Annotated in this window: 17 protein-coding genes; 4 read left to right on the top strand and 13 right to left on the bottom strand. The window is 57.8% G+C overall.

The annotated features are described in order from the left end of the window. Nucleotides 1-50: 50 nt before the first annotated feature. From QT230_RS13950 to QT230_RS13915, 8 genes are all read right to left on the bottom strand, one after another. On the bottom strand, nt 51-1553 hold the full coding sequence (locus QT230_RS13950; protein WP_308322513.1) for a CoA-acylating methylmalonate-semialdehyde dehydrogenase: 1503 nt from the start codon (nt 1551-1553) through the stop codon (nt 51-53). A 36-nt stretch (nt 1554-1589) separates the two neighbouring features. Then, nucleotides 1590-2492 carry a myo-inosose-2 dehydratase gene (gene iolE, locus QT230_RS13945; protein ID WP_308322512.1) on the bottom strand — a complete coding sequence of 301 codons (903 nt, stop codon included), beginning with the start codon at nt 2490-2492 and terminating at the stop codon, nt 1590-1592. A gap of 31 nt (nt 2493-2523) precedes the next feature. Then, nucleotides 2524-4371, bottom strand: coding sequence for a 3D-(3,5/4)-trihydroxycyclohexane-1,2-dione acylhydrolase (decyclizing) (gene iolD, locus QT230_RS13940; protein WP_308322511.1), 1848 nt, complete (start codon nt 4369-4371; stop codon nt 2524-2526). 1 nt (nt 4372) lies between these two features. Continuing rightward, on the bottom strand, nt 4373-6331 hold the full coding sequence (iolC, locus tag QT230_RS13935; protein ID WP_308322509.1) for a 5-dehydro-2-deoxygluconokinase: 1959 nt from the start codon (nt 6329-6331) through the stop codon (nt 4373-4375). Nucleotides 6332-6411: 80 nt separating this feature from the next. After that, nucleotides 6412-7209, bottom strand: coding sequence for a TIM barrel protein (locus QT230_RS13930; RefSeq protein ID WP_308322508.1), 798 nt, complete (start codon nt 7207-7209; stop codon nt 6412-6414). A 9-nt stretch (nt 7210-7218) separates the two neighbouring features. Then, nucleotides 7219-8115, bottom strand: coding sequence for an ATP-binding cassette domain-containing protein (locus QT230_RS13925; RefSeq protein ID WP_308322507.1), 897 nt, complete (start codon nt 8113-8115; stop codon nt 7219-7221). A 1-nt stretch (nt 8116) separates the two neighbouring features. Next, nucleotides 8117-9247 carry an ABC transporter permease gene (locus QT230_RS13920; RefSeq protein ID WP_308322506.1) on the bottom strand — a complete coding sequence of 377 codons (1131 nt, stop codon included), beginning with the start codon at nt 9245-9247 and terminating at the stop codon, nt 8117-8119. Nucleotides 9248-9301: 54 nt separating this feature from the next. Further along, entirely contained in the window at nt 9302-10252 is a 951-nt protein-coding gene (locus QT230_RS13915; RefSeq protein WP_308322505.1) for a sugar ABC transporter substrate-binding protein, read from the bottom strand. Between the two features lie 224 nt (nt 10253-10476). Here QT230_RS13915 and QT230_RS13910 point away from each other — a divergent pair, with 224 nt between their 5' ends. The 4 genes from QT230_RS13910 (at nt 10477) to QT230_RS13895 (ending at nt 14131) form a co-directional block, all read left to right on the top strand. Further along, nucleotides 10477-11337, top strand: coding sequence for a MurR/RpiR family transcriptional regulator (locus QT230_RS13910; protein ID WP_308322504.1), 861 nt, complete (start codon nt 10477-10479; stop codon nt 11335-11337). A 49-nt stretch (nt 11338-11386) separates the two neighbouring features. Next, nucleotides 11387-12382, top strand: coding sequence for an inositol 2-dehydrogenase (gene iolG, locus QT230_RS13905; protein WP_308322503.1), 996 nt, complete (start codon nt 11387-11389; stop codon nt 12380-12382). A gap of 74 nt (nt 12383-12456) precedes the next feature. Beyond that, on the top strand, nt 12457-13260 hold the full coding sequence (iolB, locus tag QT230_RS13900; RefSeq protein WP_308322502.1) for a 5-deoxy-glucuronate isomerase: 804 nt from the start codon (nt 12457-12459) through the stop codon (nt 13258-13260). 127 nt (nt 13261-13387) lie between these two features. After that, nucleotides 13388-14131, top strand: coding sequence for a sulfite exporter TauE/SafE family protein (locus QT230_RS13895; RefSeq protein WP_308322501.1), 744 nt, complete (start codon nt 13388-13390; stop codon nt 14129-14131). An 11-nt stretch (nt 14132-14142) separates the two neighbouring features. On the opposite strand, the gene QT230_RS13890 is transcribed toward QT230_RS13895, so the two are convergent. The 5 genes from QT230_RS13890 to QT230_RS13870 form a co-directional block, all read right to left on the bottom strand. Next, complete coding sequence (locus tag QT230_RS13890; protein WP_308322499.1) at nt 14143-15036, bottom strand: EamA family transporter; 894 nt, start codon at nt 15034-15036, stop codon at nt 14143-14145. Beyond that, nucleotides 15033-15851, bottom strand: a complete 819-nt coding sequence (phnX, locus tag QT230_RS13885) for a phosphonoacetaldehyde hydrolase (protein WP_308322498.1) — start codon at nt 15849-15851, stop codon at nt 15033-15035. Before phnX ends, QT230_RS13890 begins: the two co-directional genes overlap by 4 nt. Then, nucleotides 15851-16999: a 2-aminoethylphosphonate--pyruvate transaminase gene (locus tag QT230_RS13880; protein ID WP_308322497.1), complete on the bottom strand. Its 1149-nt coding sequence runs from the start codon at nt 16997-16999 to the stop codon at nt 15851-15853. The genes phnX and QT230_RS13880 overlap by 1 nt, the downstream gene beginning before the upstream one ends. Before the next feature lie 65 nt (nt 17000-17064). After that, the gene (locus QT230_RS13875) at nt 17065-18756 is read right to left on the bottom strand and encodes a putative 2-aminoethylphosphonate ABC transporter permease subunit (RefSeq protein WP_308322496.1); all 1692 of its coding nucleotides are present in this window, start codon (nt 18754-18756) and stop codon (nt 17065-17067) included. Next, a complete protein-coding gene (locus QT230_RS13870; protein WP_308322494.1) occupies nt 18753-19877 on the bottom strand; it encodes a putative 2-aminoethylphosphonate ABC transporter ATP-binding protein in 1125 nt (374 codons plus the stop codon). The genes QT230_RS13875 and QT230_RS13870 overlap by 4 nt, the downstream gene beginning before the upstream one ends. Nucleotides 19878-19905: the final 28 nt, after the last annotated feature.

Raw genomic sequence — 19905 nt, 5'->3', positions numbered from 1 at the left:
TAACACCGGGCTGGGCCCGGCGTTGAATGCTGTCGTGCCCCGTAGACTGTTTACATCGTCGGCATAGTGAAGTGATTGGTCTCCTCACGAATACCGCTCGGCCAGCGCTGGGTGATGGTTTTCATGCGGGTGTAGAAGCGCACGCCATCCGGGCCGTGCATATGCAGCGGGCCAAACAACGAACGCTTCCAGCCGCCGAAGCTGTGGAACGCCATGGGTACCGGAATTGGCACATTAACGCCCACCATGCCGACCTGAATCTGCTCGCAGTACTGGCGTGCAGCATCGCCATCCCGGGTAAAGATCGCCGTGCCGTTGCCGTACTCGTGGGCATTGATCATGCTCACCGCGTCGTCAAAACTCTCCACGCGGGCAATCGCCAGCACCGGGCCGAAGATCTCCTCGGAGTGAATGCGCATCTTAGCCGTCACATGGTCAAATAGTGTCCCGCCAATAAAGTAGCCATCACCTGCGCCATCAACCGTTGTTTGGCGACCGTCGACCACTAGCTCGGCGCCTTCATCGACGCCGGTTTGGATATAACCCGCCACTTTATCGCGATGCTCCCGGGTGATCAGCGGGCCCATATCGTTATCCGGGCCATCGACCAAGCCAGGGCCGACGGTTAATTTCTCCAGTTCAGCCACCAGCTTTTCGCGCAGTCGGTTGGCGGTCTCTTCGCCCACGGGCACCGCTACGGAAATCGCCATGCAGCGCTCGCCTGCTGAGCCATAGGCTGCTCCCATCAGGGCACCCACCGCCTGATCCAGATCCGCATCGGGCATGATCACCATATGGTTTTTGGCGCCGCCCAGCGCCTGAACACGTTTGCCATGTTTTGATGCCGTAGCGTAGATGTATTCGGCGATGGGCGTGGAGCCCACAAAGCTTACCGCCTGAACACGCTCATCGGTGAGCAGCACGTCCACGGCTTCTTTATCGCCGTTGACGACGTTGAAAACGCCATCCGGCAGGCCCGCTTCGCTTAACAACTCGGCTAATCGCAGCGGCGTAGAGGGGTCTTTTTCAGACGGTTTCATCACGAAGGTATTGCCGCAGGCCAGGGCGATGGGGAACATCCACATGGGCACCATAGCGGGGAAGTTGAACGGCGAGATACCCGCGCACACGCCCAGCGGCTGCATCATCGAGTAGCTATCAACGCCGGTGCCGACGTTCATGGAGTGCTCGCCCTTCTGCAAGTGGGGTATGCCGCAGGCGAACTCGACCACTTCCAGGCCGCGGGTCACTTCGCCTTTGGCATCTGAAAATACCTTGCCGTGTTCGCTGGAGATCAGTCGCGCCAACTCATCGGTGTGCGCCTCAACCAGCGCCTTGAATTTAAACAAAATACGCGCGCGCTTAAGCGGTGAGGTTTTTGACCAGGCGGCAAAGGCCTCATCGGCGATGCGCACTGCGTCACGGGTCTCGTCGGCACTGGCCAGCACCACCTGGGCGCTCTGCTCGCCGGTGGCCGGATTATAAACTGGCGAAGTGCGTTGGTTCTGACCTGCGATATGTTGGCCATTGAGATAGTGGAATAGCGTCTTCATAACGACTCCTGATAAGAATGCATCGCGGGTGCTGTTTTAGTCGGCAATGTCAAAACCCGCCTGCTCGGCGAGCTGGCGTAAGTTGCGGTAGCCCAGACGGGCGTAAGTCAGCGGGTGGGCGACTTCGGGGTCTTGTTCAGCTTCAACCACTAACCAACCCTCGTAGCCCTGTTCGCACAGGTGGGTTAAGGCGGGCAGAAAATCTACATTGCCATCCCCCGGCACCGTAAACAGACCGTCTAACACACCGTTTAAAAAGCTTTTGTCACGGTTGCGCACTGCGTCCAGCACCGGGAAGCGCAGATCTTTGCAGTGCACATGATGGATGCGCCCGCTGTAGCGTTTGGCGATGGCGAGCGGATCGCCGCCTGCACCGCGCAAATGACCAAAGTCGAGCAGTAGACCTACGCCTTCGCCGGTGTTATCCATTAAGCGCTCAACGTCGGTCTGGCTTTCGATCACCGTGCCCAAGTGGTGGTGATACACCAGCTGAATACCTTGGGATTTCAGATAGTCGCCCACTACGTCCAGACCTTTGAGCAAACGCTGCCACTCATTCTCAGCAAGATGCGGGCGTTGAGAGAGCGGGCGCTCCTGATCGCCGTGAACACAGTGAGTGACTTCACACAGCACCATCACCTTGGCGCCGCACTGTTTGAGCAAGTTCATATGATCCTGAATGGCTTCAATCTCTTCTTCCGGGCTGCGCTCCAGCAGATGTGCGGAGTACCAGCCTGAAACAAGCGCTAAGTCGTGAGCGCTAAGCACCTCATTCAAGGCGTCCGGCGTGCGGGGAAATTTATTGCCCAGTTCAAAGCCGCTAAAGCCCGCTTCGCGCCCCTCTTTCAGGCAGGTTTCCAGGGGCGTTGCGCCGCCTAGACTGGGCAAGTCATCGTTCGTCCAGGTGAGCGGATTAATACCTAAAGTAACCGTTGGCATAGCGTATTCCTTGTGTTTATGTTTGTTGGTATTAATGGCGTTGGCGCTGTTTGGCTTCGCGGTACCCTTGATAGGCGTTATTGACCGCCTCACGCTCGGAGACTTCGGGCACGGCCACTTCCCACCAGGCACCGCCTTCTTGGGTGCTGGGTAACGGGTCAGTATCCAGGGCGATCACATAGGTAGAGTGGGCGGCTCGAGCGCGCACCAGCGCTTGCTCCAGCTCGGCAATACCGGTGACTGATTCAGACTCACAGCCCAAAGCTTTGGCGTGAGCGGCAAAATCGGTTTTCGGTGCGCCAGCCTCCACCGTGCGGCAATCTTGCAGCAGGTTGTTGAACCCCGCGCCGCCGGTCGCATGTTGCAGGCGGTTGATACAGCCATAGCCGCGGTTATCCAGCACCACCACGATTAACTTGTGGCCCAGCATCACCGAGGTGGCCAGCTCAGAGTTGTGCATCAGATAGCTACCGTCACCCACCATCACCACCACTTGCCGCTCGGGCTTGGCCATTTTTACGCCTAGACCACCGGCAATTTCATAGCCCATGCAGGAGAAACCGTACTCGACGTGGTAGCTGCCAGGGCCTGAGCATTGCCAGAGCTTATGTAGCTCTCCAGGTAAGCCGCCGGCCGCGCATACCACGGTGGTATCGTTGCCTGCTTGGCGATTAACCGCACCGATCACCTGGGCATCGGTGGGTAGTGCCAGCCTTTGATCAGCGGTCACGCGTTGTACTATTTCGGCCCATTCACGTTTAAGCGTTCCGGTCTGTTCGCGCCATTCATCGCTGCCTCGCCACTCGCCCAGCGCTGAATCGAGCTGCCCCAGCCCAATCAAGGCATCGCAGGTGAGTGGCAGCGCTTGATGCTTAACGCTGTCGAAACGGCCAATGTTGAGGGCGATCAGCGTCTTATTGCTGCCTTCAAACAACGCCCTAGAGCCGGTGGTAAAGTCCTGTAGGCGAGTACCCACCGCCAAAATGACATCGGCCTGCTCCGCCAGCTGATTAGCGGCGGCGCTGCCGGTCACCCCAATGGCACCTACCGCGCAGGGGTGGCTGTCGGGCAGTGCGCCTTTGCCCGCCTGAGTTTCGGCCACCGGAATACCGCGTACTTTGGCAAACTCGGCCAGGGCGTCGCAGGCAGCGGCGTAATGCACGCCGCCACCGGCGATAATTAGCGGGCGTTTGGCCTGTTGCAGCGCAGCGATTGCTTGACGAAGCTCGTAAGCATCCGGCGGCGGACGGCGAATGCGATGTACCTTGGGGGTAAAAAAGGCTTCCGGGTAGTCGTAGGCAAAGGTTTGCACATCCTGGGGCAGCGCCAGGGTCGCCGGGCCGCAGTGCTCTGGGTCAAGCAGGGTGGAAATCGCCTGAGGCAAGCTGGTCAGCAGTTGCTCCGGGCGGTTAATACGGTCGAAGTAGCGCGATACCGGGCGAAAGCAGTCGTTAACGCTAATGGTCGGGTCACCGAAATGCTCTACCTGTTGCAGCACCGGATCAGGATCGCGGGTAGCAAAGGTGTCCCCCGGCAGCAGCAAGATCGGCAAACGGTTGGCATGGGCCAGCGCCGCAGCGGTAACCATATTAGTTGCCCCTGGGCCAATCGAGCTGGTGGCGGCCATTAAGCGCTGACGGCCATTGGCTTTGGCAAAGGCAATCGCCGCGTGAGCCATGGCTTGCTCATTATGAGCGCGAAAGGTGGGCAGCGCGTCTTGTACGTGATAAAGCGCTTCGCCCAACCCGGCTACATTTCCATGACCAAAAATCGCAAACACGCCTTCGAACAGCGCCACCTCTCGGCCATCAATCTCGATGCGTTGCGCGGCAAGGTACTTGACCAGCGCCTGGGCCATGGTGAGTCGAATGGTGCTCATCTTACGCCTCCTCCGTGTGGGCCAGCGTTTGCGGCTGCGCCTGTCTTAATTGCCGCCACGCCTTTATCAGTTCGGCATAGTTTTGGGCGACCCGCTCTACCAAGCTGGCATCGTCGATACGCCCCGCCAGCCAGTCGCGACTGGCGCTGGCAAATAGCGTGCGCCCAACGGTGAAACCTTTGCAGCAGGCATGATTGGCTGCTGCTTGAAAGCCGCGCTTCATATCGTCCATAGGGGCGTCGAGCCCGAGCAGTACGACGCCGCGACAGTAGGCATCTTCGCGCTCAATGATCTCGCCCACCGCCTGCCAGGCGGCATCTGACATAGCAGGCAGCTTCCACCAGTCGGGGCGAATGCCCAGGTTGTAAAGCCGCTGCAGGCTTCGCGGTAACGTCTTATCGTCGTTGGGCATGTTTGCAGGGGGAATGATTTCAATCAGCAACTCCAGCCCATACGTACAGGCCGCCTGATAGAGTTGCCGCAGACGCTCCTCCTGCTCCAGGCGCAGCGCAATTTCGTCGTCAGGATGGTAGAAGACCAGACATTTAATGATCTGCTCTCTAGGCCAGTTGCGCAGGCAGGCACCTAAATCGTCGCCATGCTGGAAACGCAGTGGGCGTGAGCCTGGCAGCTCTACCGGTCGACCAATCCACCAGCCTTTTCCACTAGCATGATTGAGCGCGTCCTGACCCAGCACGTCGTCTACCAGAATCGCGGGAGTGGGAATACCACCCAGCTTTGCGCCCTCTTCAGCGGCGGTGACCAGGAGTTTTTTGAGTGCGGGTAGCCGCGCACTGTCAGCATGCGCTTCACGGGCCATATCGGTGAGCTGGCGGCGGTGGTCAAATGCCAGTCCGAGGACTTCAGGCCACTGAGCAGGCACTCGGGTAGTGACCCGGTGCAAATGATTTAGGCGTTGATCGACATCCGGACGGGGTACTTCGTCGCGGCGCGCCAGGTAATCAAATAACTCGTCTTCAGTGGGCATGGCGGGGGCACAGCCGTGACGGGAGACCACTAGCGCGCCACAGGCGTTGGCATAGGCAGCGCTGGTTTGCCAGGGCTCGCCGCGTAACCAGCCGCGTAGCAACCCGCTCATAAAGGCATCCCCGGCGCCCAGTACATTAAGCACCTCGACCTGTACGCCTTTGACCAAAATACCGTCTTCAATACGGTCAGGAATAGCACCTTCAAACACCACACAGCCCATGGGCCCCAGTTTGCAAACCAGGGTAGCCTGGCTAACCTCACGCACCGCGCGCAGCGCCGCCAAGGTATCCGTACTGCCGCCAGCGATATGGAACTCCTCTTCGGTACCCACAATCAGGTCAAAATCCGGCAGCCAGCGCTGCAGGTCGGTGGTCACTTTGTCATCGGCGATAAAGCGGGTTTCACCATCGCCAGGATTGGTCAATCCCCACAGCACGGGCCGGTAGTCGATATCCAACACCCGCTTCACACCATAATGAGCGGCGGCGTCCAGCGCCTTGCGACACGCCCGGCGGGTGGTATCCGTTGAAAGGTGAGTGCCCGTAATCGCCAGTGCTTTTGCCCGGGCAATAAATTCAGGATCGATAGCGTCAGCATCGATGGCCATATCGGCGCAGTCGCGACGGTAAAATAGCAGCGGAAAGCTTTCGCGATCTTTTAACGCCAATAGCACCAGGCCCGTGTGGCGCTCGGGGTCGGTTTGTAGCGCGGTAGTATCCACGCCCACCCGCTTAAGCTCTTCGCGCACGAATCTACCCATCTGCTCATCGCCGACCCGTGAGAGCATGGCGGACTTCAGCCCAAGCCGCGCAGTGCCGTAGGCCATATTGCCCGAGCTGCCACCCAGGTACTTGGCAAAGCTGGCCACATCTTCTAAACGGCTGCCAATCTGTTCGGCGTAAAGGTCGACCGCCACGCGTCCAAGACAAATCAGGTCAAGCGGTCGGTGTTGACTGTTGTTATTCAGCATAAACGTCTCCCCACGTCACAAATTCGTGGTATCGGGCAAAAGATGACACTGGGCATATAAGCGTCTTGGGTGGCTATCGATTAAAATGAGAAGGCAGCACGGAACCGGTCAAGAGCGAGGTCATCGTCGCCAGAGGCCCAGCCTTCCAGCCCTACGGTGCCGCGATAACCCATGTCGTTCAGTGTTTTGGCAATGGCCGGGTAGTTAATCTCGCCCGTTCCCGGTTCGCAGCGCCCAGGCACATCGGCCACCTGCACTTCACCTATGTACGGCCCGCAGCGGCGAATCAATTCGATCAGATTACCTTCGCCAATTTGTGAGTGATAAAGATCCAGCATGATGCGTAAACCAGGGCGATCAACGCTTTCAACCAACGCCAGCACATCCTCTGTGCGGGCAAACGGCACCCCTGGGTGGTCTACGTCGGTATTGAGGTTTTCCAGCACGAAGGTAACATCGTGCTGTTCGCCGAGATCTGCCAACCGATTCAATGTCTCTCGTGCTTTAAGCCACATAGCGCCGGTCATCTGTTGGCAAGGTTTGACGGGGAGTCCTTCGCCATCCAACCCAGTGCCATGTAGATTAAGGCGCGGGATGCCAAGCCGCTTTGCGACCTCCACAGATTCTGCGGCAGTTCTCAGAAGCTCATCGGCCCCAGCAGCATCTGCCAAGGTGCCAGTGACATAACCGGTCATAGATGAGAAGGTGGCGCCGCTGCTGGCTAAGGCTTCTATGTCATGCTTGGTCCAATCCCAGATTTCCACTTGAAAACCGAGCGCGTCGATACGTTTCACGCGTTCAATCATCGGCAGGTCGCGAAAAACCATTTCAGCGCAAACGGCCAACGTAAACGGCGATGATAAAGTTGATGTCGTCATATTGGTTCCTTAATAGCCGCCCGCTAAACGTTTTTCGGCAGACTCATCGACATTCCCGCCAGCGGCCTTCGATGTGGACTGCTCGGCAGCAGCGCTATTGGCTTTTTTCTCGCGGTCGCTGCGCTGAAACTCAGCGAGTTCTGCATCCAAACTTTCCAGTTCAGCACCACCGGCCATCATGTTGAGCACTTCTTCGCGGGTAACTTCTTCTTTACGGAAGGAGCCCAGGCTACCGCCACGTGATAAAAGGGTGAACGCATCGGCCACCGGGAAGGCATGGTGAACGTTGTGGGTAATAAAGATGACCGCCAAGCCATCGGCCCGCGCCTTGGCGATATAGCGCAGCACTACCGAGGCCTGCTTGACCCCGAGGGCGGACGTTGGCTCATCCAGAATCAGCACTTTGGCGCCAAAATAGACGGCACGGGCAATCGCTACGCACTGACGCTCACCACCGGAAAGCGTGCCCACCGGCTGACTCGGATCGCGCACATCAATACCAATTTTGGACATTTCCTGCTTGGCAATGCGGTCGGCGTATTTCCAATTGATGCGCTTAAACGGCCCCCAACCCACCGTCGGTTCGCGCCCCATAAAGAAATTCCGGGTAATCGACATCAACGGCACCATCGCCAAGTCCTGGAAAACCGTCGCGATACCCGCATCTAGCGCGTAAGCCGGTGACTTGAAGCGGGCGGGTTCGCCATCCAGCAGCATCTCACCATGAGTGGGCTGATGAACCCCGGAGAGGGTTTTGATCAGCGTTGATTTGCCCGCGCCGTTATCACCGAGCAAGCACATTACTTCGCCGGCATAGACCTGCATTGAGATATCGCTTAGCGCGATGACACTGCCGAAGTGCTTGCTGACACTGCGCATTTCAATCATTGGCGTTTGAGTTGTCATGTTACTTGGCCTCCATCGCCTTCTTGCGCATGTAATTGTTGAACAGCACCGCCACCAGCAGCATCACACCCAGGAAAACCTGGAACCAGTCAGTGTTAACACCGGTGTAGAAGATACCCATTTGCACCATGCCAAAGATCAGCGCACCCAGCGCTGCGCCAATGGCAGACCCGTAGCCGCCGGTTAGCAAAGCGCCGCCAATCACCACCGCGATAATGGCCTCCAGCTCTTTTAACAGGCCGCGAATGGTGTCCGCCGAGCCGGTATCCATGACCTGAATGCAGGCAAAAATGGTGGCGGAAAAAGCGGTAAACATGAAAAGCGAGATCTTGACGCGGTGGACAGGCACACCCGAGTTGCGCGCGGCGTTGGCGTCGCCACCGCTGGCGAATATCCAGTTACCGTAAGGTGTACACAGAAGCACCCAGGTCGCCACAGCGGTTAAACCCAGCCACCAGACGATAGAGACTGGAATGCCCGAGACGACGGGGTTGCCCGCAAAATTGGTCGCCATCCAGCCATTGGCTGCCATCCAGGTAAACAGGCCCGTGGCCACCTCACCGGAGAATAGCGCCGCGAACCAGTCACCTGGAATATGCTCTTGTACGCCCCCGACCTGAGTACGTCCGGTCAATAAGCGGCTGACGCCAATCGCCAGACCACGCAGAATAAACAAAAAACCCAGCGTGACGATAAAGGAAGGCAACCCCGTTTTATTGACCAGATTACCGTTAATCCAGCCCACCAAGCCTGCACATGCGAAGGCCAATAAAATAGCCGCCCATAGCGGCCAGCCATACTCCACCGCAGGGATAGCAATCAGAATGCCGGCCAAGCCGATCATCGAGCCAATCGATAGATCAAACTCACCGCCGATCATCAGCAGCGCAGCCGCCGTGGCGATAATGCCGAGCTGGGCGGCGACTTCAAGAAAATTAATAATACCGGCGGGGGTAAACATCCCGGTGCCACTGGACGCGGCGATAAAGAAGGCAAGCACCAACACGGCACCCGCTAGCGCACCCAATTCAGGGCGATTGAGCGCTTTTTTCCAAAATGAGACTTTCTGAATCCGCTCATCTTGATCAACCGCTGCTGGCGCAACAGGTTGGTTAGTTTCATTGGAACTCATGGCGATCGACTCCCAAGGCTCGGCGGTGCCGAGCCTTTTCCGATTAGGTCGTTATCAACGGATGCCCTGGCTACTCAGCTCAACAACCTGCGCAGCGTTTTCTTGAGTGACAAACCCCGGCCCGGTGGCAACATCCCCTGCGGGTAACAGACCGTTCTTAACGAACTGATCCAGGAACATAACGGGCAAGTAGCCCTGCATGTACTGCTGTTGGTCGATCGCAAAATCCAGGTCGCCCGCATCAAGCGCTTCTAGAATGCCGGGAGAGAGATCAAAGGTACCTAGAGTGAATGTGTCGGTCGCCCCTTGCTCACGCATGGCCTTAATCATTGGATCTGCCGCCAGCGCGCCCAGGGTTAACACACCGCGAACGTCACTGTTCTGGTTGAGATAAGCCACGATGGCGTTGCGAATATTGGTGGGGTCGTAGGTAGTCGCCAACTGATCAGCGTTGCCATCAAAGCCGTCGACAAAACCATCGCAGCGCTGGTCAAGGCCCTGGTTACCCTGCTCATGGTTGACACAAACGCCTTTCTCAACGCCCAACTCTTGCATACGTTCGGCGGCCTGCTTACCCGCTTCGTACTCACTCTGCCCAACGTGTAAACGGGCACCATAATCCCGCGCCACATCACCACCGGAATTGATGGTGATCACGGGAATCCCGTTATCGACTGCATCTTGCACAACGCTGCCCAGGGCATTTTCGTCGGTGAACGACAGAATCAAACCGTCTGGTTGAGACGCTACCGCCGCCTGGACGAGTTGCTGCATTTTGGCCATATCAAAGGTGGAAGGTGCGCGATACTCAAGCTCTGCGCCTACAAGGTCAGCCGCCGCCTCAGCGCCGTTTTTGACTACTGACCAGAAAGGATCCGAGGGAACGCCATGAGTCACCATGACAAAGCGGCTCGCTTCTTGTTCCGGTTCCTGTGCTTGTGCGGCACCTGCCATTAAAGCCGTGGTGGCGGCGGTGGCTAGAAGCCATTGAGATAGACGTGCCATAAATAATTCCTCATAACGTTATCGTTGTTGGTAGGGAAGTGGCATTAAATGCCTTGGCGATATGAAATATAGATTCCAAACATCAAAACTAGCAAATTATTTATTCCATACTTTTGTATAAATGGAATATTTATTTCAAACAGCTAGACTGCATATCAACCAGCCACGTTGCTCATTGGTTCATGAGCAATGAGTGGTACATGAGTTAACGCTAAGGAATTTGTATGCCCCAGCCACCACAAAGCTACCGCGAGCTGGAAACGCTGATCACCGCCGAGTACGACACGCTAAGCAAACGCTTGCAGCAAACCGCGCGGTTTATGCTCGACCACCCTCAGGAAGTGGCGCTGGCGACCGTAGCCAAAATTGCCGAGCAGGCGGATGTCACCCCCTCCACCTTGATTCGCCTGGCTAATAGCTTGGGGTTTAAGGGTTTTTCCGAAATGCAGCAGCTGTTTCGTAGTCGCCTGGTCGATGAATTGCCGAACTACACCGAACGAATTCGTGCAGTACGCAGCGCCACCGGGGAAACCCCAGATAGCACCCAGCTGTTATGGGAGTTCGCTGATGCCAACCGCGCTGTTTTAGAGCAGTTGCCCAGCCGTATTGATCCAGAGAGCCTGGAAAAAGCGTTGGATATTTTTGAGCAGGCCCACGCTATCCATGTGATGGGGGCCAGGCGAAGTTTCATGGTCGCCAGCTATATGACCTATGCCTTGGCCCATGTGGATAAACCAGCTTTGCTGGTTAATGGATTGGGTGGGATGTACGGCGAGCAGCTGCGCGCCATGAGCCAACACGACGCCCTGCTTACCATCAGCTTTTCTCCCTATGCAGAAGAGAGCCAAAAAGCCTGCGAAGACGCCCATCAGCGCGGTTTACCTATTGTGGTGATTACCGACTCAACCCTCAGCCCACTGGCTCGTTTCGCCGATGTGGTGTTTGTAGTCAACGAGGCCGAGGTAAAAAGTTTCCGCAGCTTGACCGCATCGCTCTGCCTGACCCAAGCCCTGGCGATTGCCCTTGGCGTACGCCAGGACAAAGCGCTAGAAAAAGCTGGCAAAAACCCAAAGCAAAAAACGTAAGACCTAAATGTTCAAACAACCGAACACCAACAACAAAACAGGAGAGCTTATGAAACTCGCACTTATCGGCGCAGGACGCATCGGCAAGGTGCATGCCCAGGCCATTTATTCACACCCCAACGTTACCCTGGCCGCCGTGGCCGATTTTCATCAGCCTGCTGCAGAGGCGCTGGCCGAGCAGTACGCCAGCCGAGCGGTCTCTGTGGATGAAATTTTCGCAGATGATGATATTGATGCGGTGCTGATTGCCTCAAGTACACCCACTCACGCGGAGTATCTGGAGCGTGCCGCACGCTCGGGCAAGGCGATTCTATGCGAAAAACCCATCGCCCTGGATTTAGCGCGCACGCGCGATGCGCTGCAGGTGCTCAGCGACAATCCGGTGACCTGCGCGTTAGGTTTTAACCGTCGCCACGATCCCCAATTTGCAGCGCTTAAACAAGCCATTACCCAAGGGCGTATTGGGGCACTGGAAACCCTGACGATTATCAGCCGGGACCCATCGCCCCCGCCTGCCGAGTATGTGGCTGAGTCCGGCGGTCTGTTCAGAGATATGATGATTCACGATCTGGACATGGCGCGCTGGCTGCTCGATGAACCGATCGAAAGTGTCTTTGCCGTTGGCAGTAGCATCATTGACCCAGCGATTGGCGAAGCGGGTGATGTGGATACCGCCATGGTCACCCTCACCACCGCCAGTGGAAAGCTTTGCCAAATCAGCAACTCACGGCGTGCCTGCTACGGCTACGATCAGCGTATCGAAGCGTTTGGCAGCCAAGGCATGCTACAGGCACAAAACGAGTCTGATACCCGGTTACGCTTTACCGGCGAGGCAGGGCAAGTGGAAGACAAACCCAAGTGGTTCTTTTTAGAGCGTTATGCAGAGGCTTATCGATTAGAGATTGGCGACTTTGTCGATGCCTGGCGCGAAAAGCGTACCCCTCTGGCAGGCGCCCAGGATGGGTTAGAAGCATTACGCTTAGCCGAGGCAGCGGAGCGCTCGCTACGCGAAGGGCGCAAAATTCTGCTTGATGCTTCAGTTTAAGCAGCCTCGTAAGGTTTTATTTTCAAGACGTTTGGCTGACCAGACCGTCACCGAACCGTTAGGAGAAGCGAATAATGACTTCACTACTGGTACACCCCACCGCCCCGGATGCGCAAGGCACCGTGATTGACGTTACCCCCGCCTCCGCTGGCTGGACGCATGTCGGCTTTCGGGTACATAAACTCGCCAAGGGCCAGCGCCTGGAAGCCAGCAGTGATGATCAGGAAGTCTGCCTGGTGCTGCTCACTGGTCGCGCCAATGTGGCCTGCGGTGAGCACCGCTTTGATGATATCGGCAAGCGTATGGATATCTTTGAACAAATTCCGCCCTACGCGGTTTACCTACCCAATGGGGTTAGCTACTCGGTAGAAGCGACCACCGATCTCGAGCTGGCCGTGTGTGCGGCCCCAGGGCACGGCAATCATGCGCCACGCTTGATAGCGCCTGACAACATCAAGCAGAGCACCCGCGGCCAGGGCACCAATACCCGCCATGTGCACGATATTTTGCCGGAAACCGAGGCTGCCGATAGCCTGCTGGTGGTCGAAGTATTCACCCCCGCGGGCAACTGGTCGAGCTACCCACCGCACAAACACGATGCGGATAACTTACCCCACGAGTCGCAGTTGGAAGAGACCTACTACCACCGCATTAATCCCGCCCAGGGCTTTGCCTTTCAGCGCGTCTACACCGACGACCGCAGCCTTGATGAAACCATGGCGGTGGAAAATGGCTGCTGCGTACTGGTGCCCAAGGGCTATCACCCCGTTGGCGCTGCCCACGGCTACTCGCTTTATTACTTAAACGTGATGGCCGGCCCCAAACGGGTGTGGAAGTTCCACAACGACCCCGATCACGAGTGGCTAATGAACGCTTGATGGAGCGACGCTTCGCCCGCTAACGTTCATCTAATGCTATGCTGTTGTGCCCCGCTTCTGCGGGGCTTTTTATTGACCACTGATTTCCGAAAACTGATAACCGCGAACTGATAACCGAGAGAGGCGTATGCTCCCCGACTACTCCGTGATCGCCTGGCTGTTGATCGTATTTTCCGTGTATCTTACCGGCGTTTCAAAAGGCGGTTTTGCGGGGGGCTTTGGCACGCTGTCGGTGCCGTTGATGGCGCTAGCGATCAGCCCGGCACAGGCTGCAGGTCTGTTACTACCGCTGCTGCTGGTCATGGACGTGTTTGCGGTGAAGGCGTGGTGGGGCAGGCAGTCAAACGCGGAGGTGTGGCGCTTTGTGCCGGGGCTGTTTATCGGCGTGGCGGTGGGCACGCTGCTGTTTGACACCCTGAGCGAACAGGGCTTGCGCCTGACCCTGGGCATTATCACCTTGCTGTTCGCCGCTTACATGCTACTCAAGCCCGTCGCTAAAAAGCCCATTTCTGCCCGCTGGGCATTACCCGCGGCGAGCGTCTGCGGCTTCACCAGTTTTATGGCCCATGCGGGCGCGCCGCCGCTGAACGTTTACCTGCTGCCGCGCAAACTGTCGAAAGAGACCTTTATCGCCACCTGCGCGGTGTCGTTTGCGGTGGTCAACGTCATCAAACTGGCCCCCTATATGTGGCTTGGCGAGATCAATGTCACCAGCGCTTGGGCGTCGCTGCTACTGGTGCCCTTCGCCTGGATCGGGGTACGCAACGGCTTGTGGCTGCAAAGCCGTGTTAACGAAGCGCTGTTTTACCGCTTGGTGATTTTCGCCATGTTCCTGGTCGGCTTTAATCTGATTTGGCAGGCGCTGAAATAGTTATCGCTGATCTAAAGCACCACCAACACCAGCCCCGCCAACATCACCAGCGTGCCAACGGCCTTTGCCCTGGAGGCAGGCTCCTTGAGCCATAGCACGCCCATCAATACCCCTACCGGAATGGAAAGCTGGCGCAGCGCCACCACATAACTCACTTCGTCGGTAAGCGCCAAGGCGATTAATACCAGACCGTAAGTACAGGTCATCATCAACCCGGTAACGACCAGCATGGTGAGCCCCTGCTGGCGGAGCGCAGGCAGGCGACGGCGCTCCGCCGGTAGCAGCGCCAGCATAGGTATCGCCCAGGTGAGCGTCATCAACGCTTGCAGCACCATAAACACCGCCCCGGCGGTTAACCCACTATGCCCTGCCCTCTGCATCAGCCCCAGCGCCTGCTTATCGATCAGCGAGTAACCAACCGTACCGACAGCGGCCAGCAGCGCAAATCCCATGGCAGGCGTTAGATAGGTAGAAAGCCTACGCGCCTGAGGGTGGCTAAGCGGTAGGCAAAGCGCACCTGCCACCACCAATACCATGCCAAGGCCGTCCCAGCGATCCAGTACGCGGCTGCCCAAGAGCGCAATGGATACCAGCGGCACCAGCACCACCGGCAGTGCTCGGGCAATGGGGTAAAGCACGCTGACGTCTCCCCTGGCGTAGGCCCAGGCCAAGCCGCCCATATAGAGCATTTGGCACAGCCCTGAAAGCGCCAGCCAGCCCCAAAATGCGCTCGGTAGTGCTGCTAATGACGGCCCAAGCCATACCAGCGGCAGTAGAACCGCCCCGCCCGCGCCGTAAGCCAAGGCAAAAGCGGCCAACGACGGCGCATTGCGTTTGCCCAGCACATTCCATCCAGCATGCATGCACACCGAGACCAGTACCAGCGCAAGGGCAATGGGACTCACGGACGCTCTCCCCGCCGAAGGCGGGCATTAATGTCATCCACAACGCCGGGCAGCCCGGCAATGGTCTCAATACAGTAGTGCGGCGCGGAGGGCGCAAACTGATCGGCCACCCGGTCATGGGCCGCTTGGCGCTGTACATCGCCGAGCGCTTGATACTGCGCATAGGTCAGCCCCAGCGCATTACCCGAGCAGGTAAGCGCGACTGTCCACATCCCTGCGCTGCGACCTTCCAGAATGCCCGGCGTGGTGTCGTCGACCTTGACGCAGGCGGCCACATCGCTGACGCCTAGGGCAATCACATTAGCCAACGCTTGGGCAGGATGCGGGCGACCGTTGGGCACGTTATCAGTCGCCACCACGTGATCCACCTGCAAGCCGTTATCAGCGGCCAGGGCAACGACTTTTTCCATCACCATCGCCGGGTAGCCGGAACAGGAGCCGATTTTCAGTCCCTGGGCGCGCAGCGTCGCCAAGGTGTCGAGCGCGCCAGGGATCACCGCCGAGTGATCGGCAATTTTGGCGATTTGCAGCGGCATAAAGCGCTCGTAAAGCGCCGTAATATCGTCATCGCTGGGTGTGTGGCCGACCGCCTGAACAAAGCGTTCGGCGATCTCCGGCTGATTGCATAGGGTACGAATATGATCCCACTTACCCATTCCCATGGGGCCGCGCGCTTCTTCCAAGCTAATCGCCACGCCCAGTTCAGCAAAGGCTTCGACAAAGATCTGGGTGGGCGCAAAGGAGCCAAAGTCGACCAGCGTACCCGCCCAATCACAGATAACCGCTTGTAAGCATTGAGGAGAGTGATACTGCATTAGGCGCTCCCTGATGGTGAAGATAGGTCAGCAATGAGAGAAACATCCATATCCGCTAGCACATCTTGAATGGCGCTTAGCAGTCGCGCGATCACCGTCGTTCCTAGCTGACCAATGCAGCCGATACGAAAACTCTCTACTTCGGTCAATTTACCGGGGTAGATCAAAAACCCGCGCGCCTTTAGCGCCGCGTAAAAGGTGTGAAACTCAAACGCTGGGTCGGGGGGGCTTAAAAAAGTGGTGATGATCGGCGATAGCCATTCGTCTTCCAGCAGCGTGCTGAAGCCCAGCGCCCGCATGCCGTTGACCAACGCATCACGATTGCGGGAATAGCGCGCGCAGCGCCCCGGCACGCCGCCCTCTTCCCGGTGCTGGGCAAGCGCCGCCTGAAAGGCCACCACGGTGTGCGTGGGCGGCGTAAAGCGCCACTGGCCGGTGCGTTCCATATATTCCCATTGGGCGTGCAGATCCAGACTCAACGAGTGAGCACGACCTTCGCCTGCTTCAAGCAGCGCCTGGTGGATAATTACAAAGCCAAAACCCGGCACGCCCTCAATGCATTTATTGGCGGAGGAGACCAGCACGTCAATGGGCGTTGTCGCGAGGCTGATGGGGATGCCGCCAAAAGAGCTCATGGCATCGACGATGAGCGCTTTACCATGGGTGTGCACCACGTCAGCGATGGCGTCTAACGGGTTCAAAATGCCCGAACTGGTTTCGCAGTGCACCAGAAACACCGAGGTAATCGCTGGGTCTTGCTCCAGCAGTGCTGCGACTTCATCGGCCCGTGGTGGCAGATAGTCGCCTTTATCCAGCGTCGCATAACGGCGGCCCATCATGTGGAGCAACTGCGCCGCGCGCTTACCGTAGGCACCGTTCATCAGCACCAGCACCTTGCCGCCGGGATCCGTTGCGCAGGCCAGGGCACTCTCAACGGCAAAGGTGCCGCTGCCCTGCATAGGCACACAGGCGTACTCGTCGCTTGGCGCCTCGGCCATGGCAAGTAGTTGCCGACGAATATCAGCGGTCACTTGGTTAAAGTCGTCATCCCAGGAGCCCCAGTCGCGCAGCATCGCGGCTTTGGTTGCTCGGGACGTCGTCAGCGGCCCAGGGGTTAATAGATAGGGCTCTTTAATGTGATCGGTCATTTTGGTCTATACCAGTTTTTTTTTAAATACTTTAACCGCAAGCACGGCGGCGGTCTAGATTCCGCCTAGGCCATGCGCCAGCGCTGGGCGTTGTTTAACAACACATGGGTAAGCGCGGTATGCAGCAGCTTCACCACTAGCGAAGTAAGGAAAATCAGCACCGCCATGGCTGCCGCGCTGGCGAAGTAACCGGCTTCATCCAGGTGGAGAACCGCCACCGAGGCCAGCCGCGTGTCGCTGTTGTAGAGAAACACCACCGCGGACACCGTGGTCATCGCATTGACGAACAGATACACCGATATATCCAGTACCGCGGGCAGCGACACGGGCAGCGTCACCCGACTGAACGTGATCCAGAAAGGTACCTTAAGTGAGGCCCCCACCGCTTCAAATTCGGGGTCGAGCTGTTTTAGCGCGGTGACCGAGGTGAGATGGCACACGGTGTAGAAGTGAATCAAGGTATTAAGCACCAGAATCATCAGCGTGCCGTATAGCCAGTTAAACGGGTTGCCCGCCTGATTGAAGAAGAAGATATAGGCAAGCCCCAGCACCATACCGGGCACCGCCATCGGCAGCATGGCCATAAAGTGCAGCCCTTGGCGCAGCGGGCGGTAGCCTTCGCTCTTTTCGATCAGCCAGGCATTAAAGAAGATCACCAACGTGCCCACCAGCGCCACGCTAAAGGCGAGCTTGAGCGAGTTAAACCACGCTCCCCAGCCGCCATCGGCCATGCCTTGGAAGGTATAGTGTTCAAAGGTGATCGATAAGTTGTAGGGCCAGAACTGTACCAGCGAGGCATAAACCGCGGTGCCGATCACCAACACAATGGCACCGGCCACCGCGTAGCAGAGTAGCGTAAAGACCCAGTCCCGCAACGGGCTGGGGGTAGGCTGCCACGGCACCGCCCGGGCCGAGAGCTGGGCCACCTGGCGGCGCTGTATCCAGCGGTCAACGATAAACGAGAGCACCGCGGGTAGCAGTAGAATCACGCTGACTACCGCGCCCATCTGAAAGTTCTGCTGGCCGACGACCTGACGGTAGACATCGGTGGCCAGCACGCTGAACTGACCGCCGATAATTTTCGGCACGCCAAAATCGGTGATCGCCAGGGTAAACACCACAAACAGGCAGGAAATCAGCCCGTAGCGCACGCCGGGCAACGTAATGGTCAAAAACGTACGCCATTTGGGAGTGCCCAGCGCTTCGGCCGCTTCATAGAGCCGCGCATCGCTGTTGGTTAGCGCGGTGGTCAGCAGCATCAGCGCGTGGGGGAATATCCAAAAGCTCATGCCCATTACAATGCCAATCGGCCCATAAATCGAATGGTCTGCCAGCACGTCGCGCAGAAACCCCTGGTTGCCGAACAGGTAAACCAGACTAATGGCGGGCAGTAATGACGGCGCCAGAATAGGCAGAATCGCCAACATACGAAACAGCCGCTTGCCCGGCATGCAGGTGCGGGTAATCCCGTAGGCGCATACAAACGCCAAGCCGACCACCACCACGGTGGTCATCAGCGCCACCCGCAACGAGTTGACAATCGAATTGACCAGCGCGGGGGTTTGAAAGTACTGAACAAAGTTGGCCAAACCGATAAAGTCACCGGCGCGGTCTTGCAGGCTTTTAACCAGCATGGCCACCAGCGGAAACAGCAGGCCCACCACCAGCAAGGCGACGCCAGCGAGTAACGCTAACAAACGGATTAGCGACTCTAGCGACGGCTTGGTCGCCGACATTGTAAAGGTCTTAGCCATCATTGCTGGCTACTCCCTGCGGGGTATAGGCGGGCGGCCTCCGCGGGTAGATGAATCGATAGCATCTGCCCCACAAACAGGTCGAGGTCACTACTATCTCGGCTCGGCACATCGGCGATAAGCGTTTGATCGGCTTCCGTTAGGCGCAGGGTAACCCGCTGAAAGGGGCCCAAAAACTCGATGCCAACCACCTCGCCTTTCAACGCTCCCGTTTCACGGCTAAGCGCCACGGCCTCCGGACGGATGGCCAGTTGGGCGGCCTGGCCCAATTCCAGGGTATGCGGCAGGCAGGCGCAAGGCGTGGTACCCAATAGCGCTCGGTTATTGCCCTGTGCGGTCACTTCCAGAAAGTTCATGCTGCCAATAAACGAGGCCACAAAAGCGCTGGCAGGCTGGTGATAGATTTCGGCCGGGGTGCCCACCTGCTCAATCACGCCGTGGTTCATCACCACGATGCGGTCGGCCATGGTCAGCGCCTCTTCCTGGTCGTGGGTGACCATAATAGTGGTTACGCCCAGGCGCGCCTGAAGGGCTTTAATCTGGCTGCGAAGATGACCCCGAACCCGGGCATCCAGCGCCGAGAGGGGTTCATCCAGTAGTAACAAGCCTGGCTCGGTGGCCAGTGCACGCGCCAGCGCTACCCGCTGCTGTTGGCCACCGGAAAGCGCCGCCGGGTACTTGTTTTCACTGCCGGTTAAGTTGACCAGGGTGAGCAGTTCGGCGACCCGAGTGTCGATACGCGCCCGGTCATCCCGACGGTTGCGCAGCCCATAGGCGATATTGTTAAACACCGTCAGGTTGGGAAACAGCGCGTAGGACTGGAACACAATGCCGAAGTCCCTCGCTTGGGTGGGCAGCCGGGAAATATCCTTGTCGCGCTGAATCAGTGTGCCCGACGTTTGCTGGGTTAGCCCTGCAATGGTGCGCAACAAGGTGGTTTTGCCGCAGCCGGAGGGGCCCAGAAAGCAGACAAACTCGCCTTCGTTAATGGTCAGGGAAATACCGTCCAGCGCAGTGAAGTTTCCAAACTGCTTGGTGACGGCGTCAATACTTAAGTGCGGCGTTGTGGGGGTCATCACCGCTGGCGAGTCAGCCGCCAGCAGCGACGTCATGGTGGTGTGCATAACATCTCCAAGCCCCGGCGCTTAAGCC

The organism is Halomonas sp. SpR8 (assembly GCF_031010195.1).
GTDB lineage: Bacteria > Pseudomonadota > Gammaproteobacteria > Pseudomonadales > Halomonadaceae > Vreelandella.
Note: the sequence above shows the minus strand (reverse complement) of the source record. Positions and strands in the feature narration are given on the sequence as shown.

Excerpts from the sequence above, each read along its gene's own strand:
- QT230_RS13950 (WP_308322513.1), bottom strand. The coding sequence starts at position 1,553 with ATGAAGACGCTATTCCACTATCTCAATGGCCAACATATCGCAGGTCAG.
- iolE (WP_308322512.1), bottom strand. The coding sequence starts at position 2,492 with ATGCCAACGGTTACTTTAGGTATTAATCCGCTCACCTGGACGAACGAT.
- iolD (WP_308322511.1), bottom strand. The coding sequence starts at position 4,371 with ATGAGCACCATTCGACTCACCATGGCCCAGGCGCTGGTCAAGTACCTT.
- iolC (WP_308322509.1), bottom strand. The coding sequence starts at position 6,331 with ATGCTGAATAACAACAGTCAACACCGACCGCTTGACCTGATTTGTCTT.
- QT230_RS13930 (WP_308322508.1), bottom strand. The coding sequence starts at position 7,209 with ATGACGACATCAACTTTATCATCGCCGTTTACGTTGGCCGTTTGCGCT.
- QT230_RS13925 (WP_308322507.1), bottom strand. The coding sequence starts at position 8,115 with ATGACAACTCAAACGCCAATGATTGAAATGCGCAGTGTCAGCAAGCAC.
- QT230_RS13920 (WP_308322506.1), bottom strand. The coding sequence starts at position 9,247 with ATGAGTTCCAATGAAACTAACCAACCTGTTGCGCCAGCAGCGGTTGAT.
- QT230_RS13915 (WP_308322505.1), bottom strand. The coding sequence starts at position 10,252 with ATGGCACGTCTATCTCAATGGCTTCTAGCCACCGCCGCCACCACGGCT.
- QT230_RS13910 (WP_308322504.1), top strand. The coding sequence starts at position 10,477 with ATGCCCCAGCCACCACAAAGCTACCGCGAGCTGGAAACGCTGATCACC.
- iolG (WP_308322503.1), top strand. The coding sequence starts at position 11,387 with ATGAAACTCGCACTTATCGGCGCAGGACGCATCGGCAAGGTGCATGCC.
- iolB (WP_308322502.1), top strand. The coding sequence starts at position 12,457 with ATGACTTCACTACTGGTACACCCCACCGCCCCGGATGCGCAAGGCACC.
- QT230_RS13895 (WP_308322501.1), top strand. The coding sequence starts at position 13,388 with ATGCTCCCCGACTACTCCGTGATCGCCTGGCTGTTGATCGTATTTTCC.
- phnX (WP_308322498.1), bottom strand. The coding sequence starts at position 15,851 with ATGCAGTATCACTCTCCTCAATGCTTACAAGCGGTTATCTGTGATTGG.
- QT230_RS13880 (WP_308322497.1), bottom strand. The coding sequence starts at position 16,999 with ATGACCGATCACATTAAAGAGCCCTATCTATTAACCCCTGGGCCGCTG.
- QT230_RS13875 (WP_308322496.1), bottom strand. The coding sequence starts at position 18,756 with ATGATGGCTAAGACCTTTACAATGTCGGCGACCAAGCCGTCGCTAGAG.
- QT230_RS13870 (WP_308322494.1), bottom strand. The coding sequence starts at position 19,877 with ATGCACACCACCATGACGTCGCTGCTGGCGGCTGACTCGCCAGCGGTG.